The organism is Solwaraspora sp. WMMA2059 (assembly GCF_027497315.1).
Classification (GTDB): Bacteria; Actinomycetota; Actinomycetes; order Mycobacteriales; family Micromonosporaceae; genus Micromonospora_E.
Window position 1 is genome coordinate 3,680,281 of the sequence record NZ_CP114908.1, and the last position, 16,116, is coordinate 3,696,396.

13 protein-coding genes and 2 pseudogenes are annotated in these 16,116 nt (G+C 68.2%); 5 read left to right on the forward strand and 10 right to left on the reverse strand.

Going from position 1 to position 16,116, the window contains the following annotated elements; translation table 11 throughout:
- Positions 1-610: 610 nt before the first annotated feature.
- The 3 genes from O7553_RS16720 to O7553_RS16730 form a co-directional block, all read right to left on the reverse strand.
- Entirely contained in the window at positions 611-1,348 is a 738-nt protein-coding gene (locus O7553_RS16720) for an XRE family transcriptional regulator (protein ID WP_281550679.1), read from the reverse strand.
- A gap of 59 nt (positions 1,349-1,407) precedes the next feature.
- A complete protein-coding gene (locus tag O7553_RS16725) occupies positions 1,408-4,875 on the reverse strand; it encodes a polymorphic toxin-type HINT domain-containing protein (RefSeq protein ID WP_281550680.1) in 3,468 nt (1,155 codons plus the stop codon).
- Positions 4,876-4,937: 62 nt separating this feature from the next.
- Positions 4,938-6,167 (reverse strand): transposase, encoded by a 1,230-nt coding sequence (locus O7553_RS16730; protein ID WP_281550681.1) that lies wholly within the window; start codon positions 6,165-6,167, stop codon positions 4,938-4,940.
- Positions 6,168-6,192: 25 nt separating this feature from the next.
- On the opposite strand from O7553_RS16730, the pseudogene tnpA reads away from it, so the two are divergent.
- Positions 6,193-6,610: pseudogene (tnpA, locus tag O7553_RS16735) on the forward strand (IS200/IS605 family transposase).
- A gap of 327 nt (positions 6,611-6,937) precedes the next feature.
- Here tnpA and O7553_RS16740 read toward each other — a convergent pair.
- Positions 6,938-7,516: a hypothetical protein gene (locus tag O7553_RS16740; RefSeq protein ID WP_281550682.1), complete on the reverse strand. Its 579-nt coding sequence runs from the start codon at positions 7,514-7,516 to the stop codon at positions 6,938-6,940.
- Positions 7,517-7,579: 63 nt separating this feature from the next.
- Entirely contained in the window at positions 7,580-8,791 is a 1,212-nt protein-coding gene (locus tag O7553_RS16745) for a hypothetical protein (RefSeq protein ID WP_281550683.1), read from the reverse strand.
- 137 nt (positions 8,792-8,928) lie between these two features.
- Here O7553_RS16745 and O7553_RS16750 point away from each other — a divergent pair, with 137 nt between their 5' ends.
- Both O7553_RS16750 and O7553_RS16755 read left to right on the forward strand, forming a co-directional pair.
- Positions 8,929-9,888, forward strand: coding sequence for an intradiol ring-cleavage dioxygenase (locus O7553_RS16750; RefSeq protein ID WP_281550684.1), 960 nt, complete (start codon positions 8,929-8,931; stop codon positions 9,886-9,888).
- A 90-nt stretch (positions 9,889-9,978) separates the two neighbouring features.
- A pseudogene (locus O7553_RS16755) lies at positions 9,979-10,158 on the forward strand (FCD domain-containing protein); the annotation flags it as partial.
- A 68-nt stretch (positions 10,159-10,226) separates the two neighbouring features.
- Here O7553_RS16755 and O7553_RS16760 read toward each other — a convergent pair.
- On the reverse strand, positions 10,227-10,844 hold the full coding sequence (locus O7553_RS16760; protein WP_281550685.1) for a C39 family peptidase: 618 nt from the start codon (positions 10,842-10,844) through the stop codon (positions 10,227-10,229).
- Positions 10,845-11,333: 489 nt separating this feature from the next.
- Here O7553_RS16760 and O7553_RS16765 point away from each other — a divergent pair, with 489 nt between their 5' ends.
- Entirely contained in the window at positions 11,334-11,651 is a 318-nt protein-coding gene (locus O7553_RS16765; RefSeq protein ID WP_281550686.1) for a DUF2087 domain-containing protein, read from the forward strand.
- 12 nt (positions 11,652-11,663) lie between these two features.
- On the opposite strand, the gene O7553_RS16770 is transcribed toward O7553_RS16765, so the two are convergent.
- Together O7553_RS16770 and O7553_RS16775 are read right to left on the reverse strand one after the other, a co-directional pair.
- Positions 11,664-12,500, reverse strand: coding sequence for an ABC-2 family transporter protein (locus O7553_RS16770; RefSeq protein WP_281550687.1), 837 nt, complete (start codon positions 12,498-12,500; stop codon positions 11,664-11,666).
- Between the two features lie 2 nt (positions 12,501-12,502).
- Positions 12,503-13,075, reverse strand: a complete 573-nt coding sequence (locus O7553_RS16775; protein WP_281550688.1) for an ABC-2 family transporter protein — start codon at positions 13,073-13,075, stop codon at positions 12,503-12,505.
- Between the two features lie 110 nt (positions 13,076-13,185).
- Here O7553_RS16775 and O7553_RS16780 point away from each other — a divergent pair, with 110 nt between their 5' ends.
- Complete coding sequence (locus tag O7553_RS16780) at positions 13,186-14,682, forward strand: IS66 family transposase (RefSeq protein WP_281550504.1); 1,497 nt, start codon at positions 13,186-13,188, stop codon at positions 14,680-14,682.
- Between the two features lie 52 nt (positions 14,683-14,734).
- Here O7553_RS16780 and O7553_RS16785 read toward each other — a convergent pair whose 3' ends face one another.
- Entirely contained in the window at positions 14,735-15,043 is a 309-nt protein-coding gene (locus O7553_RS16785; protein ID WP_281550689.1) for a hypothetical protein, read from the reverse strand.
- Positions 15,040-16,050 carry an ATP-binding cassette domain-containing protein gene (locus O7553_RS16790; protein WP_281550690.1) on the reverse strand — a complete coding sequence of 337 codons (1,011 nt, stop codon included), beginning with the start codon at positions 16,048-16,050 and terminating at the stop codon, positions 15,040-15,042. The genes O7553_RS16785 and O7553_RS16790 overlap by 4 nt, the downstream gene beginning before the upstream one ends.
- Positions 16,051-16,116 lie beyond the last annotated feature (66 nt).

Consider the following 16,116-nt stretch of genomic DNA (forward strand, 5'->3'; position numbering starts at 1 on the left):
TGCCGGTCCGACCTTCATCGGTGGATCGAGGCCCAGTGGCACGAACCGCGTCGAGCACACATTCATCGAAACCGCCCAGATCGCCACACTCACCGCCGAACTCGGCCGCGTCAACAGCGAACTGGCCGCCCTGGCGACCACCCGCACCACCCTGCGCACGCTCGCCGCCACCGAGTTCACCGCCGACGACCCGACGATCGCCAGCACCCCCTACCAGCAGATCCTGGAAGTCCTCGCCGCCACACCCGCCGGGATGCGGGCGAAGGGCATCTGCCTCGCACTCGGCGTCGAGCCCTCACCGAAACACGTCGAAGGCACCCGCGCGAAGCTCAAACGCATGGTCAACCGCCGCGTCCTCACCGAAGACGAACCCGGAGTATTCACTCTCGCCCCGAAAAGGACGTAATCTTCCGAACTGCCCTCTCAGGCGGTCCGTGCACACTGCGGATCTCCGAGAATTCATGATCGCAATAGATCAGCCGCGACAGCAAGCCAAATGGGCGACTGCGTACATCAGCGCCACAGGTCATGCCATGTAGTCGCCCGAAGAATGCATTCCCACTGTACCCACTTAGCCCAATACAAGAAGCCCCGATCCAAACACACACGATCAGTTAATCGCGCCGAATTCCTCCTGGATATTGCGGAGCTGATCGTTATTCAAATGGCGCACATCCCAAAGCAACTCCGCCACCTGACGTATTGCGACATCCACAGGTATTTTAACGTCAACCGGCTCGATATCAAGAAGCGCCGCCAACTCATCGCCCCGTAGGGCGAGCACAGCCGCAAAACCAGCCAGAAAGTCCGGACTAAGCTCCTTACGGCCAGATCCAAATGCATGTATTGTCGCCGACGATAGTGGCCCAATTCCGGCAAGCCGGTACAGCATTTTTACGGAGTTTAGGTTGTTCAGATTCCGGTTACGGAGCATGCCCACGATGACAGATCCCGGACCATAAGGGAAGTTGTCGCGCTTGCGCACCGTCAACGCCACCGAGTCCCGCCTTGGCACCGATCTCGCCACCCTGAGGAGCTGCTCAAGTCGCTCGGCGGGCAGACGAAGAGCCGTTCTCACAAGATGATCCAAGACCGGACCAGCCGGAGCCGAAAGTGGCGCAAGGTTGCTAGGAACTTCGATGCCAGCCACCACGAAGAGATCCGCCGCGTGCATGTCAAGCACACGCGCGAGTCGTTGTAGGCTCGACTGACCGAGCACGTCACCCTTGATGGCCGCATCGACCATCAAGGGATCCACTCCGGCGACTCGCATCAAATCGTCGAAGCTCTGGCCGCGAATCCGCGAAAGCCGCTCGATCATCGCCAAGAAGTTCACAGAATCCGCCATCCATAACCATGATTCATCGACAAACTAGTACCCCTCAATCATAGACCTGTCCACAAGTCTCACTCGAGAATATCGTCCCAATCCGCACTTCGAGCACCCCGGAACCCGTTATTTTCGAGAGCATCCCTGGCGACGTCCGAGATTGGTTGATAACCCGGGATTGCATTGTTCTGCGAATAATGGCCAGACCAGTTGTCAAACTCGGTTATACGGCCCTCCTTGACCTGGAAGTGCCCGGCCATGAAAACCGGCTCACCTTCCGACAGACTAGTGTGGCCAGCTGTTGCATCGATCGCGTGCATGTCAGCGCTGCGCATCGACCGTACTGAACCATTTCTCATTACCACGTAATGATGGTCACCATCTGACAAGTTTCGACCATTTTCGTTGAAGGCCGACCGGGGAAGCGGACCTTGCGGCTGATGGTCAATGGCCGATTCGGTCCGGAAGGTACGAGTCGGTTTGATCGGCCCCGTGCCGCAGTTGTGGACGAGGACGGGGTGGTCGCCCGCGATGACATGGTACGTGTGGGTGTGGGCGACTGTCAGGTCGCGCATCTCCCGCTCGTCCCGGCGTGTCTGGACCGACACCACCGTGACCTCGCCGCGACCCGCCACCCGCAGCTTGGCACCCGGCTTGAGGTCGCCGGCGTTGACCCATGCCTGCCGGTTGTCGTCCCAGAAGGGATGGTTCGGTGTCGTCTCCACCACGGTGGAGGTGCCGTCGCTGGTGCGGACCCGGACGTCGGTCAGCTCGCGGTCGGTGTTGCGGTGCAGTTGGGTGACCGGTTTCGGCAACGACGTGCCGGACACCGGGTCAGTGGCCACCACCTGGTCGCCGACATTGATGTCGGCGATGGGGCGGGTAGTGCCGTCGGCCATCAGGACCCGGGTGTCGGGGGCGAAGCTGTGCGTACGACAACCCGGACCTGATCCACCGCCGGCGGTGCTGCCGCCGCGTCCCGGTGGAGCCCGCGCGGGGCCTGCACCGCCGCCCTTGCGGCCGATCAGGTTGAGTCCCGGCACCGACCCGAGGGCGGCGGCTCTGAGGTCGACGCGTCCGGTGGTGGCGGCCTGGGAGATGACATCGGAGATGCCGTTCTCCACCGCGTCACTGGCCAACCGGGCGGTCACCCCCGAGCCGGCCTTGGCGGCGATCGCCGTACCGACCTTCGCCGCGATCGCCCCACCGGCACCACCGGCCAGGCCCATGATCGCCCCCGTACCGAGCGAGCCGAGCGCGTCACCGACGGAGTGGATGTCGCCCTGCGCCACATCCTTCGCCAGGTTGATCAACGCACCCGCGCCCACCATGCAGGCGACCGCACCGGCGCCGGCGGTGACCGCCGTGCACGCCAGCCCGGCGACGACGGCGCCGGCGATCGCGGCGACCTCCAGGATGGTGTCCTTGTGCTCCACCACCCACTTCTTGGTGGCGTTCGCCGCGTCCTTCACCACGGTGACGGTCTTCTTCACCACCCGGGTCGCTTTCGCGGCGACCTTCTTCGCCGCCTGTTTGACCTGGGCGACTTTCTGTTTCACCTTCTGTTTCGCCTTGGCGACCTTCTTCGCCACGTACTTCTTGGCCTGGTTGACTTTCTTCTTGACCGTCTTCTTCGCCTTGGCGTACGTCTTCTTGACCTTGTTCTTGACCTTGGCGGCCTTGGCCTTGACCTGGTTGACCTTCTTCTTCGCGGCGGTGGTGACCTTCTTCGCCGCGGTCTTGGTGACCTTCTTCGCCTTCTGGTAGGCGGCGCTGCCGTAGCTCGACACGCTGGACACCGCCCGGCGGGTGACGCTGGACACCTTCGACGTCGCCTTCGACGCCAGCTTCGCCGCCGCCTTCAACGGGTTGCCCCAGTGCCCGGTCGGGTCGATCGTCGTCAACGGCGTGCCGTCGCCGTACTGGTAGCGGTTCGCGGCGATCGAGTCCGGCACCGGGCTGTTCGCGGCCGAGTCGCGGGTGTCGAACTGCCCGGTGTCGGTGTTGTACCAGCGGGCGTGCATGTTCACCCGCGACGTCACCGCGTCGGTCCACTCCGACTGGTAACCCAGACTCCCGACCATCCCGGTACTGGCGACCACCTTGCCCAACGGGTCGTACGTCGTCGCCCCGGCCAGGGTGGTGCCGGTCGTCGTGAACTGACCCACCACGTCGGTGTGCAGATCCGTCCACACCAACCGCTGCGTCCCACCCGCCGTCCCGGCCACCACCTCACCCGACGGCCCCCGCACATACGTCGCCGTGTCATCCGCCGCCAGGTCGTTACCGACCCCGGTGTACACGAACCCCGGCCGCACCGCCCGACCCAACCCGTCATAGTCGTACGTACGCGCCGGCCCACCACCGCCGGTCTGCTGGCTGTGCACCTGACCGAACGCGTCGGCGGTCGTGGCGACCGTGCCGGCGGCGGCGAGGGTGCCACGGGCGGTGTACGTGTACGCCGTCCCGTCGGCGGTCAGCAGCCGGTTCCGCTGGTCGTAGGTGAACAGCTTGACGCCGTTCTGCACCCGGTTACCGGCCTTGTCGTACGCGTACACCACGGTCGCCGAACCGTTGTTCCACGACGTCAACCGGTCGGCCAGGTCGTAACTGTAGGTGTTGGTGACGGCGGCACCACCGAACCCGGTGGTCGTCTTCGAGATCAGGTTGTCGTTTCCGTCCCAGCCGTAGCCGATCGCCGCGATCTGCGTACCACCGGAGGTTTCCAACCTGTCCTCGGTGAGCCGGTGCAGGTCGTCGAAGGTGAACTCCCGGCGGTTGCCGGTGCCTCCGTAGGTGATCTGCGAAACCTGGGACAGGTTGTTGTACGCGTAGCCCATGGTCACGCCGGCGGTCGGGTTGGTCAGGCCGGCCAGCCGCCCGGCGGTGTCGTAGCCGTAGCTGGTGGTGCCGGCCGCGTCCTGCCGGCTGGCCAACTGCCCGCTGCCGTTGTACGTGAACGTCGAGTTGCCGACCGGGCCGCTGATCGACAGCGGCAGGTCCCGGTCGTCGTAGCTGATCGTGTTGGTGCCACCGCCACCGGAGAACTCGGTCATCCGGCCGCCGAGGTCGTAGTCGAAGACCCGGTCGACGGTCGTCGCCTCCGCGCCGGAGCCTTCCTGACGCAGCAGCTGGCCCATCTCGTCGTACTCGCTGCTGATGGTGACCCCGCCGGGCAGGAACTGGGTCACCGGTCGGCCGGCGGCGTCGTAGGCGACGCTGAACGTCCGGTCGGCCGCCGCCGGGTGCGCGGTGGTCGACGGCTCGATCTGCTTCTCCGGCAGATGCCACGGGTTGTACCCGGTCCAAAAGGCGTTGCCGCGCCCGTCGGTGAACCGGGTCCGGTTGCCGGACAGGTCGTAGCCGAACGTGGTGACGATGTCGTCGGAGCCGGAGATCGGCTGGGTGTGCTTCGTGAGCGCACCGGTGGCGTCGTACTCGAAGGTGGCGGTGGTGCCGCGCCCGTCGGTCGCGGCGGTCACGTTGCCGGCCCGGTCGTAGCTGGTGGTCTCCCGCACCAGCTGCACGCCGGCCGCGTCGTACATGGCGGTGGCCAGGACCCGGCCGGTCAGATCGTGCTCGACGTCGCTTTGACATCCTCGCCGCCCTAATCGGCGGCGATTCCAGCCACGCTGCGCGTGACACGCGCAGTGTTCTGGTGGGTTACCGTTTCACCGCGCGGTGCCGGGACGGGTCCCGGTCCTACCCGCGCTCCACGGTCGTTGAAGTCCGCCTGCCCGGCGGCCTTGATGTTGATCGCGGCGTTGACGTCCCGGTCGTGGTGACCGCCACACGGACAGACCCACGACCGGACGTCCAACGCCATCTTCTCGTTGATCCGGCCGCAGTCCGAGCACATCCGGGTGGACGGGAGCCACCGGTCCACCCGGGCGAACGTGCGTCCGTATCTCGCGGCCCTGTACTCCAGCATGGCGACGAACGACGACCATCCGGCGTCGTGGACGGACCTGGCAAGCCGGGTCCGGCCGAGACCGGCGACACACAGGTCCTCGACGTACACCGCTTGATTCTCACGGATGATCGTCGTGGACAGCTTGTGCTGCCAGTCCCGCCGGGTGTCGGCCACCCGGGCGTGCGCCCTGGCGACCTTCACGACAGCCTTCCTACGGCGGTTGCTGCCCCGCTGTTTGCGGGACAGGGCCTGTTGCAGCCGTTTGAGCTTGCGGGCCGCGCGGCGCAGGAACCTCGGCGCGGCGACCTTCGTGCCGTCGGACATGACCGCGAAGTGCGTCAGCCCCAGGTCAATGCCGACCTCCGAGTCCACCTCGGGCAGTGGCTCGTCCGTGGCCCGCACGACGAACGAGGCGAAGTACCGCCCGGCCGCGTCCCGGATGACCGTCACGGACGACGGGTCCGACGGCAACGACCGGGACCAGCGGACCGTGAGGTCGCCGATCTTCGGCAGCCGCAGACGGCCGTTGTCCAGGACCGTGAACCGGGAGTTACGGGTGAAACGGATGGCCTGCCGGTTGTCCTTACGGGACCGGAACCTCGGCGGCGCCACCGTGCGGCCTTTACGTCTGCCCGACACGGAGTGGAAGAAGTTGCGGTAGGCGGTGTTGAGGTCCGCGAGGGCCTGCTGCAACACCACGGCCGACACCTCGCCCAGCCACGCCCGTTCCGGAGTCGTCTTGGCCCGCGTGATGACCCGCTTCGACAGCTCAGCGTCCGACACGTACGGCAGACCCTGCTCGCGTGCCGTCTGCCGTGCGCGCAGCCCGTCGTTGAACACCACCCGGGCGCATCCGAACGCCTTCGCCAGCGCGATCTGCTGGCCGGGTGTCGGGTAGACCCGGAACTGGTACCGGAGCTGCACGAACCACACGATATCATGTTGGTCTATGGCAGAAGGTGAGGGTATCCGTACCGGCAGGCACTGTGTCTTCGCGATGCATGTTCATTTGGTTTTCGTGACGAAGTTCCGGCACCCGGTGTTCGCCGACCGGCACCTGACCCGGATGGAACAGATCATGCGGGACGTGTGCCGCGACTTCGAGGCCGAGCTGGTCGAGTTCAACGGCGAGGACAACCACGTCCACCTGCTGGTCGACCACCCACCCAAAGTCGCCGTTTCCCGCCTGGTCAACTCACTCAAGGGCGTCCCGTCGCGCCGCCCGCGGCAGGAAGTTCCCCGAACTCGCCCGCCACTACCACCGGGCCAACAAACTCTGGTCGGGCTCGTACTTCGCCGGCTCCGTCGGCGGCGCACCACTGAGCATCGTGACGCAGTACATCGAGCAGCAGAACCGGCCAGTTTAGAGCACTGCTCGGGCCCTGGCGGCCCTCCCAGCGCGGGCCTTCACCCCCGGCCTGAAGGCCGGAGCACTGGCCCGCATTCCGGTAGCCGCCGACGTCGTAGCCGAACTTGGTGACGTTGCCGAGCGCGTCGGTCTGCGCCACCGGCCGGCCGCCGTTGACCAGGATGCACGACTGATGGCACGGCGCATGGCCGCCCTCCCCCGTGTACAAAGACTGTCCGACGTTGATCACGCCGACATCGGACAGTCTCCGACGGCGCTAGCGGATCGCACAAGCATCCGTACGGAGGGTTGACTTAGATCAACCCTCGGCGATTTAATCCCGGGCTCAGTCGTCGGCCGGGTCACCGACCGCAGCCACGACCAGGTCGCGTACCCGCTGCTGGATCGCGGCCGGCTCGGCGTCGGACACCACGGTCACGTTGCTGGCGTCGCCCGCCGACTGGCCCTCGGCGACGAGTACGAAGTCGACCTGCGGGTAGCGGGTGGCGTCCCCGACCGTCGCGGCGGTCGGCGCCTCGCCGACTGCCAGGACCAGCTGACACTGGCTGCCAGCGAGGCTGGCGAGGTATCCGGCGGCGTTGTCGGCGGTCTGCGGCCCGTTCACTTCGAGGAACTGCACCCTGGCCCGGGTCTGCAACGAGGCGTCCTGCATGCCGGCCCAGACCGGTGCGGCGGCCGAGTCGGTCACCCCGGCGGCCCCGGTCAGCAGGCACGCGGTGACGTCACGGTACTCGCGGGCGCGGGGCTCCTCGGGATCGTCCGGCCACAGCACCACCGTCAGCAGCACCGCCGCGACGACGACCAGCCCGGCACCGCCGGCCAGCAGGGCGATCCGCTTGCGCCGCTGTCCATCCTGGTGGTCCTGCGTTCGCTGCCCGTCCCGACCGCCCTTGCGCTTCGTCACGGTCGCACCCTACCCGCACCGGAACACAACGGGCGTACCGTCCACACTGATCCGCACCATCGGTCAGCTGTCGGCACCGGGTCCGCCGATGGTCGGGCCGGTCGGCCAGAGTGCCGTCAGGTCGGCCGGGGTCAGCGGGCCCTGGTACGCGGCCCGCAGCACCGCCGTACGGGTCTGCGGGTCGCCCCGGTCGGCGAGCGCCACGAACCAGTCGACGCCGGCCGGGTACGCCCACAGGTACGACCGCAGCTGCGGGTCGACGCCGCGGTCGGTCAGCGCGTCGCCGATCTCCTCGTCGGACCAGAACGGCACCCGCTGCCGGGCCCACGCCACGCAGTCGGCGACCGGCACGCCGTCGTCGACCGCCCGGTGCAGCCCGGCCCGGACCAGTTGGGTGTAGTGCGTCACCCGCACCCGTGCCACCGCCGCCGCGTCGTCGCCGGTGACGAACAGCGGCAGCGCCTGCGCCAAGCCTTCCAGCAGCACCTGGGTGTCCGTGTGCACCGACAGCAGGCGGACCGCACCGTCGTCCACGGTCGACCATTGGGCGTACCAGCTGGCCGACTGCAGAGCGTGGCCGAGCACCTCGTGCAGCGCGAACACCCGGGCCTGCGTCTCGGTGAACTCGGCGCGCTGCCGGTTCAGCCGCAGCCGGGCGGCGGAGCCGGCCCCGTCCAGCCAGTACGACCAGTAGGCGTCGACGTCGACCCGTTCGATTGTCAACTGGTACGGCGCGGCGGTGCCGGTCGCCGCGCGTACGAGGGGTTCCAGCTCGGCCGCCGCCTGCTCGATGGCGTCCGGGACGTCCTGGCGACGCAGGATCCCTTCGGCACGGGCCAGTTGGCCGGGGAGCCCGTCGTTCCAGTCGACGCCGAGGTCGGCCAGGCTCGCGCGGGCCCGGTCGCCGACCGCCGCGAGGTGGTCGTCCGGCCAGCCCGCCGCACCGCAGCCCTGGGTCCGCCGGATGTAGTCGGTCAGCGGCAGCCGCTCGCCGAGCATGGCCCGCAGGTAGGTGATGTCCGCGTCGACCCGGGCCCGCAGCCGGTCGTCGGCCCGGCAGTCCGGCTCGTCGGCGACGGCAGTCAGTTCGTCGGCGACGGCGGTCAGTCCGGCCAGTACGGCGAACCGGCTGGTCGCGGGGGTGGGCGGTGGGGCGGCCGGGTCGAGCGGCGCGCAGTCGTAGTCGATCACCGGGGTGGCACCACGTTGGCGCTCGTAGCCGTCCCACGCCCGCAGCGTCGCCTCGACCCTGTCCCGTACCGGCATCGTCGTCACGTTCCCCATCCTGGCGTACCGACTGGCACAGCCAACTTCCAGCTGGGATCCAGCGGGCTGCGGGCAACGGCGGTGAGGGTTGGTCGCAGATCCGCACGACACCCGACAGTGAGCCATCTTCACGAACGGAGAAACGGATGCGACGCGACTCCCGCCGGGACACCACCCCGCGCTACCAGGGCCGCCCGTTGCCCAGGCCGGACGAAGACGTCGTCGACCAGGGCCTCGGCTTCGACCTCGGCACCCTGCTGGGTCGCCGGCAGGTGCTGCGGGCGTTCGGCCTGGGGGCTGCGACCCTGGGCCTCGCCGCCTGCAGTGCGAACACAGCGGCCAGCGGCGGCACCTCGGCGGCGGCCGCGGCCGCTGCGGCGACCGGCGAGATCCCGGACGAGACCGCCGGGCCGTACCCCGGTGACGGCTCCAACGGGCCCGACGTCCTCGAACAGAGCGGCGTCGTCCGCAGCGACATCCGCTCCAGCTTCGGCGAATCCAGCGGAACCGCCGACGGCGTACCACTGACCCTCGAACTCACCGTCACCGACCTCGCCAACAACGGCACCCCGTTCACCGGCGTCGCCGTCTACGTCTGGCACTGCGACCGCGAAGGCCGCTACTCCATGTACTCCGAAGGCGTCACCGACCAGAACTACCTGCGCGGCGTCCAGATCACCGACACCGACGGCAAGGTCACCTTCACCACCATCTTCCCCGCCTGCTACACCGGCCGCTGGCCGCACATCCACTTCGAGGTCTACCCCGACGAGGCCAGCATCACCGACGCCGGCAACGCCATCGCCACCTCCCAGGTCGCTCTCCCCCAGGACGTCTGCGACACCGTGTACGCCGAACCCGCCTACGACTCATCGGTCACCAACCTCGCCCAGCTCAGCCTCGACACCGACAACGTCTTCGGCGACGACGGCGGGGCGAGCCAGCTGGCCACCGTGACCGGGGACGTCTCGGCCGGCTACGCGGCGACGCTGGCCGTGCCGGTCGACACCACGACGGCACCGACCGGTGGTGGCGCCGCTCCCGGCGGTGGTGGACCGGCCGGCGGTGGGCCCGGCGGGGCACCGCCCAGCGGAATGCCGTCCTGACCTGCCACGTACTGCCGCCGGGTCAGCCGCCCCCACCGTCGTCCGCTTCGCCACCCCGTAGCCGATGCCACCGTCGTACGGCAGGTCGCTGCATTTCCAGTCCCAGACCACCAGTTTTGCGTGGCATTCAACCGCGGCCACCGGCGGATCTACGAACGCATCGCCGCGCACGACCCGGAAGGCGCCGCGGCGGCGATGTTCACGCACATCACCGAAGCCTGGCTCGTCCGCCGCAGCGGGTTCGGCGAACCGGTCCGGCTGCAACGGTAGGGCCGGTCCCCCAACATGCCGCTGGCCGGGTTCCCGTACGGGAACCCGGCCAGCGCAACTGTCATCGGTCAGGCGGAGTAGCCGCGCTTGGCGGTCCAGTCAGCCAGCACATCGAGGCCCATCCAGTACTCCTGGCCCTCGAAGTACGGGTCAGCGATCTTCACCGTGTCACCACCATCGCGGTAACCCGTCACCGTCAGGTAGTGCCCACCCTCGTACGAATGCGCCACCCCGTCGACGTCCGACGCCGTGCCCATGATGTTCGCCACCACGGCCCGGTCGTCGTCCACCGCCTCACGCACATCCGCCTTCAGCTTCGCCACATGCTCCGGCTTCGCCGCGGCCGCACCGATCGACACCGTCTCGTACTCGTCACCACCGGTCACCTCGTTGAGTACCCGGGTCGTCTCCTCAGCCGAATCGGTACCGGCCTCGGTCGTCCCCAACTTCTCCGCCACCTCGTCCTGCGACGGGGCCTTACCCTGCGCCGTCAACGCGATCCGCGTCGCCGCCGGCCCGCAGTAGTAGAAGTTCGGCTGCGCCTCGTACTGCACCGCCACCTCACGCGCACCGCCGTCGGCGGCACCCGGACCAGCGGCCTGCGCCACCGCAGGAGCGGCCACCACACCACCAGCGGTCAGCAGACCAGCAACCGACAGAGCAAACTTACGGAAGATCGTGTTCATAGCAGAATCTCCGTTCCGAGGGGAATGAACCGGACACCAGACCACACCGGGTCGATGACCGGTCACGAACGGGACAGAACAGAACACGCACAAGAAAATCGAACTCAAATGATGCGCTCCAACCTGCGCACACCCGCCGGTCCAGGCGGGGGGCGGTCTCACCGGCGCACCGGATACAACCATCCGAGGATGCCCGGCATTCCGCACCCGGCGGGGCCGCGCAGACCCGGCCGCACCCGCACCGGGCGACAGACCAGGCGGACCAGGCGGATCAGGCCCGGCAGATCAGCCCGGCCACTCGCCTACTCGGTCCAACGCCAGGATCCAACGCCGCCCGGCCGGCCGATGTTCCCCCGCGCCCGGCACCTCAGCCACCCGCCCGCCGCGCCGCACCGAACCTCGCAAACGGCGCCTGACGCCCATCGGTGTCCTGCGTCCACCCGAAAACTGATAGCGACCTTGGCGGCGGGTTGCGTACCGTCCGGCGGCATGAGCGCCGAGTTGAGCCCGTTCATCCGCGAGGGACGTATCGTCTCGTTGCCGGCCCGGCAGGCGCGCCGCCGCCCGGTGCTGGCGCACATCGCGCAGGCGTGTTTCGAACGCGACGTGGTCTACGACGAGTCGACGGTCGACGAACGGTTACGCCGCTGGTGTGATGGCGGTGCGGTGGACCACGTGACGGTCCGCCGATACCTGATCGAAGCCGAGCTGATGGCCCGGGCCGACGGCCGGTACTGCCGCAACGCGCTGGCGTTGCCCTACCCGAACACCGCAGAGCGGTACGTGGAGTCGATGGGCCTGAGCTGAGCCGACCGGCCATCAGCTGCCGGCGGACTCGTAACGGCGCAGACCGGATCGGAAGATCAGCGCCGCCACTCCGACGCAGTAGGCGGCGATCAGCGGGGTGAGCCAGCCCAGCCAGGTCGGACCGACCCCGGCGCGGGCGGCATCGCCACCACCGGCACTGAGCACCGCGCTGGCCGGGAAGAATCCGACGAAGGCGAACGGCAGCCCGACCACCAGCACCAGCCGCACCCCGAACGTGTAGACCGACACCGGGTAGCGGGCCAGGTCACCGATCTGGTGCACCGCGTACGCGAAGATCGAATGCGGACTCTGCAGCCAGAACGCCGACGAGTTGGTGGCCAGGCTGATCGACAGCTTGACCGCCATGCCGCTGGCGAACAGCCCCAGCCCGCCGACGACCAGCGCCGGGGTCCAGGCGACGTCGACCCGCCACACCGCCCAACCGAACATCGCCCCACCGGTGACCAGGTTGCCCAGCCCGTTGATACCGACGTCGTCGCTGAGCACCTGCAGCACCACCGGGTAGGGCCGGACCATTTTGTAGTCCAGCTCCCCCTTGTTGACCAGCCACGGCAGCCGCCACACGCCCTCGAACAGCAGCGGCCCGACCGCGTCGGAGAGCACCACGATCGAGTAGATCAGGACCACCTCGGCGAACGTCCAACCATTGACCTGCGGCACCCGGGAGAAGACCGCGCCGAGAAATGCCAGGCCGACGAGCTGGGTCAGCGCCGACCCGGCGACCAGGATCCAGAAGTCCGCCTCGTACTCCAGGGTGGACCGTAGGTGGGCACCGAGGCTGCGCCGGTAGAGCCGCAACCCCCGGCGCAGGCCGGTCCGTGATCGCATGATCAACCCCCGTGTACGGTCAGTTGGCGCACCGCCGACCGCCAGGCCAGCCGGGCACCCCACCACAACGCCACCGTCCACACCGCCTGAATGCCGATCAGCAGCCAGGCGTCGGATCCGGTCGCCTGGCCGAGGTAGATCGTCGCCGGAGTGAACGTCATGCCGGCGAACGGCAGCACCGCGGCGATCGCCTGCAGCCAGCCGGGCAGCAGGGTCAACGGCACCAGCGCCCCGGAGAACAGGTTGGTGATCGCTCCCCGGGCCAACGAAACGCCAAGAATGTTCTGCGTCCAGAAGCACAGCAGAGCTGTCAGGTAGACGGTGGTGAACCGCAACGGCAGCACCAGCAGCGCGCTGACCGCGAACAGCGCCGCCTGGCCGGGCGGCGGCACCGGGACCGGCCCGGTGACCGCCAGCACCACGGCGCAGACCGCCAGCGAGAAGGCAACCTCGACGGCGGCGATGCCGAGCGTCTCGGCGAACCGGGCCCGCTGGTAGTCGACCGGGCGGGTCAGGTCGACCGCGACCATGCCATCGCGGATCCGGGCGGCCATCTCCCAGTCACCGAACGACATCAACGACAGTAAACATTCAGGTGGTGCGCGAAGAGTGACGGTCAGCGCGGGTTGAGTGACGGGGTTCGACCGGCTCGACGCCGTTCTGTCCGTTGTGGTTTGATCTTGGCGTGTCGGTGTCGGAGGATCTGTCTCGTGAAGAGTTGATCTCGCTGGCACGGACGCAGGACGCTCGGATTGCTGAGCAGGACGCGCAGATCGCGGAGTTGACGGCGGCGTACGAGGCGCTCGCGGTGCGGCTGGCGCGGGTCGAGCATCTGTTGTCGCGGAACTCGTCGAACTCGTCGTCTCCGCCGTCGAAGGATGATGATCCGGGGCGTACGCCACCTGCGGCGAGGAAGAAGCGGGACACCCCGGCGGGTACGCGGGGTAGGCAGCGGGGTGCGCCGGGGTCGAACCTGGCCTGGTCGGATGCTCCTGATCAGCGGCGGGACCGGTTCCCCGAGGGTAGTTGCGGGTGCGGCGCGGAGTTGGTGGACGCGCGGGATCTGGGTGTGGTGGACCGGTATCAGCAGGTCGAGGTTCCGTTGATGACCGCGACGCTGACCCAGTACGACCAGCATGCGGTGCGGTGTGGGTGCGGGAAGCTGCACACCGCGGCCCGGCCGGAAGGCGCGGGGGCCGGTCCGGTGGGGTACGGCCCGAACCTGCAGGCGTGGGCGGTCTATCTGATGGTCGTGCATTTCATCCCGGTGCAGCGGTGTGTACAGATGCTTCGGTCGCTGACCGGTGCGACACCGTCGCCGGGGTTCGTGCACGGCGTGCTGACCCGGGTCGCGGCGCTGACCAGCGAGGTCGACAAACGGATCCGCATGTTGATCACCCTGGCGTACGCGGTGTGCTGTGACGAGACGCCGCTGCGGGTCGGGCCAAAGAAACCGAGGCCGGGCCGTAAGAAGGCCGAGAAGTACCTGCTCGTGGCGTGTACCGAGTTGTGGACTCACTACCAGGTCGGTGACCGGGACCTGGCCACGTTCACGGCGTTCGTGGTCAAGGACCTGACCGGCTCGGTGGTCGTGCACGACCGGTACCGGAACTACGACTCGGCCGAGTTGGGCACGCTGGTCCACCAACTGTGTTGCGCTCACCTGTTACGTGATCTTGACGGTGCGGCCGAGGTGTACCCCGACGCGGTCTGGCCGAAGCAGATCTCCGACGCGCTGCGCGCGCTGATCCACGAGACGAACACGGCCCGTGAGCAGAACCGGCCGGGCATCGACCCCACAGTGAAGGCCGAGTTGCTGTACCGGCTGCACCACGGCGTGCTGGTCGGACTGTCCGACACCAGCACCATCGGCAACCGGCCGGGTGAGCGTAAAGCCCGCCTGCTGTTGGAAGTCTTCCGGGACCGACGTGCCGACGTGCTGCGCTTCGTTGACGACCTGTTGGTGCCGCCGACGTCGAACCAGGCCGAACGGGACCTGCGACCGGCGAAGATCCAGCAGAAGATCTCCGGGCGGCTCACCAGCGAGCAACGCACCAAGGATCGGTACAAGATCCTCGGCTACGTCTCCAGCGCGGCGAAGAACGGCCTCGACAAAATGGCCGTCCTGCGCGACGCCATCCTCGGACGACCCTGGATGCCGAACCTACCCGCACCCACCTGACCCCCACCCCACCCAGGTCAACATCAGCCGGCGGCCACCAACCAACCGGCCATCACGCTATGCCACCACGCGGAATCCCAGCGCGCACCACCTGAATGTTTGCCAACGACCCGGTGACATAGGCGATCAGCAGGTACGCCTTCATCTGCGGCCAGCTGAACCCGCCGACGCTGGTCCCGGAGCCGAGCAGCACCGCCCAGATGGACAGCATGGCGAGCAGCTGCAGCAGCACCCCGGCCATGCCGAGGACGAAACTCAACGGGTACGCGACCGCGCTGCGGGCCGCCACCCGGGCCAGCGCCCGGTACGGCCGGACACCGCTGGACCGGGCCGGGGCGTCGGTGGCGGCGACCGTGGTCACGGTGCCGGCACCAGCCGCAGCTCACCGGCGTACACCTTGCGGACCACGTCCTCGATGGCCGGCTCGTCGATGCGCAGGTCGCGTACCTCGGACACCGCCGACACGGCCGCGATCACCTGGCCGGCGGTGACCGCGAACCGGTCGAACCGGACGGTGAACTCACCCGGCGTCGCGCCGGCGGCTACCTGTGCGCTGCCGACGGCGGCGGCGACCGTGTCCAGCTCCACCGGGTCGGCCAGGTGCAGGTGCATCGAGCGGTGCCGGGCGAACTGGTCCTTCACCCCGGCCAGCGGGCCGTCGTAGATGATTCGCCCCTGGTCGATGATCACGATCCGCTGGCAGAGGTCCTCGATGTCGCCGAGATCGTGGGAGGTCAGGATCAGGGTGGTGCCGTCGGCGCGCAGCTCCCGCAGGAACGCCCGGACCCGGTCCTTGACCGCGATGTCCAGCCCGATGGTCGGCTCGTCGAGGTAGACCACCCGGGGACGGTGCAGCAGCGCGGCAGCCAGGTCGGCCCGCATCCGCTGACCGAGGGAGAGCTTGCGGGCCACCACCGGCAGCAGCTCACCGAGCCCGAGTACGTCGTCGAAGCGCTCCAGCTGCTCCCGGTAGGTGGCCTTGTCGACGTCGTACAGGTCACGCAGCAGGGCCAGGGACTCGCGGACCGGCAGATCCCACCACAGCTGGGTACGTTGGCCGAACAGCACACCGATCTGTCGGGCGTTGGCGACCCGCTGCCGGTGCGGCACCACCCCGCCGACCCGGACCTGCCCGGCGGTCGGCACCAGGATGCCGGCCAGCAGTTTCACCGTGGTCGACTTGCCGGCGCCGTTCGGCCCGACGTACGCCACCGCCTCGCCCGCCTCGACCCGCAGATCGACGCCGTCGACCGCGACATGGTCGGCGAACCGGCGTACCACCAGGTGTTTCAGCGCGCCGCGCAGACCCGGGTCCTTCACCGGCCGGCGGAACCGTTTGGTCAAGCCATCAGCTTCGATGAAGGCCATGCCCGGATGGTGCCGTACCCGTGCGTCGCCGCCCACCGAATTTCCGGCCGGCGGACCACCATGATC

Bases quoted from the DNA above. Each gene is read 5' to 3' on its own strand.
- O7553_RS16720 (WP_281550679.1), bottom strand. From the start codon at position 1,348: ATGGCGGATTCTGTGAACTTCTTGGCGATGATCGAGCGGCTTTCGCGG.
- O7553_RS16725 (WP_281550680.1), bottom strand. From the start codon at position 4,875: ATGTACGACGCGGCCGGCGTGCAGCTGGTGCGGGAGACCACCAGCTAC.
- O7553_RS16750 (WP_281550684.1), top strand. From the start codon at position 8,929: ATGCGACGCGACTCCCGCCGGGACACCACCCCGCGCTACCAGGGCCGC.
- O7553_RS16760 (WP_281550685.1), bottom strand. From the start codon at position 10,844: ATGAACACGATCTTCCGTAAGTTTGCTCTGTCGGTTGCTGGTCTGCTG.
- O7553_RS16765 (WP_281550686.1), top strand. From the start codon at position 11,334: ATGAGCGCCGAGTTGAGCCCGTTCATCCGCGAGGGACGTATCGTCTCG.
- O7553_RS16770 (WP_281550687.1), bottom strand. From the start codon at position 12,500: ATGCGATCACGGACCGGCCTGCGCCGGGGGTTGCGGCTCTACCGGCGC.
- O7553_RS16775 (WP_281550688.1), bottom strand. From the start codon at position 13,075: ATGTCGTTCGGTGACTGGGAGATGGCCGCCCGGATCCGCGATGGCATG.
- O7553_RS16790 (WP_281550690.1), bottom strand. From the start codon at position 16,050: ATGGCCTTCATCGAAGCTGATGGCTTGACCAAACGGTTCCGCCGGCCG.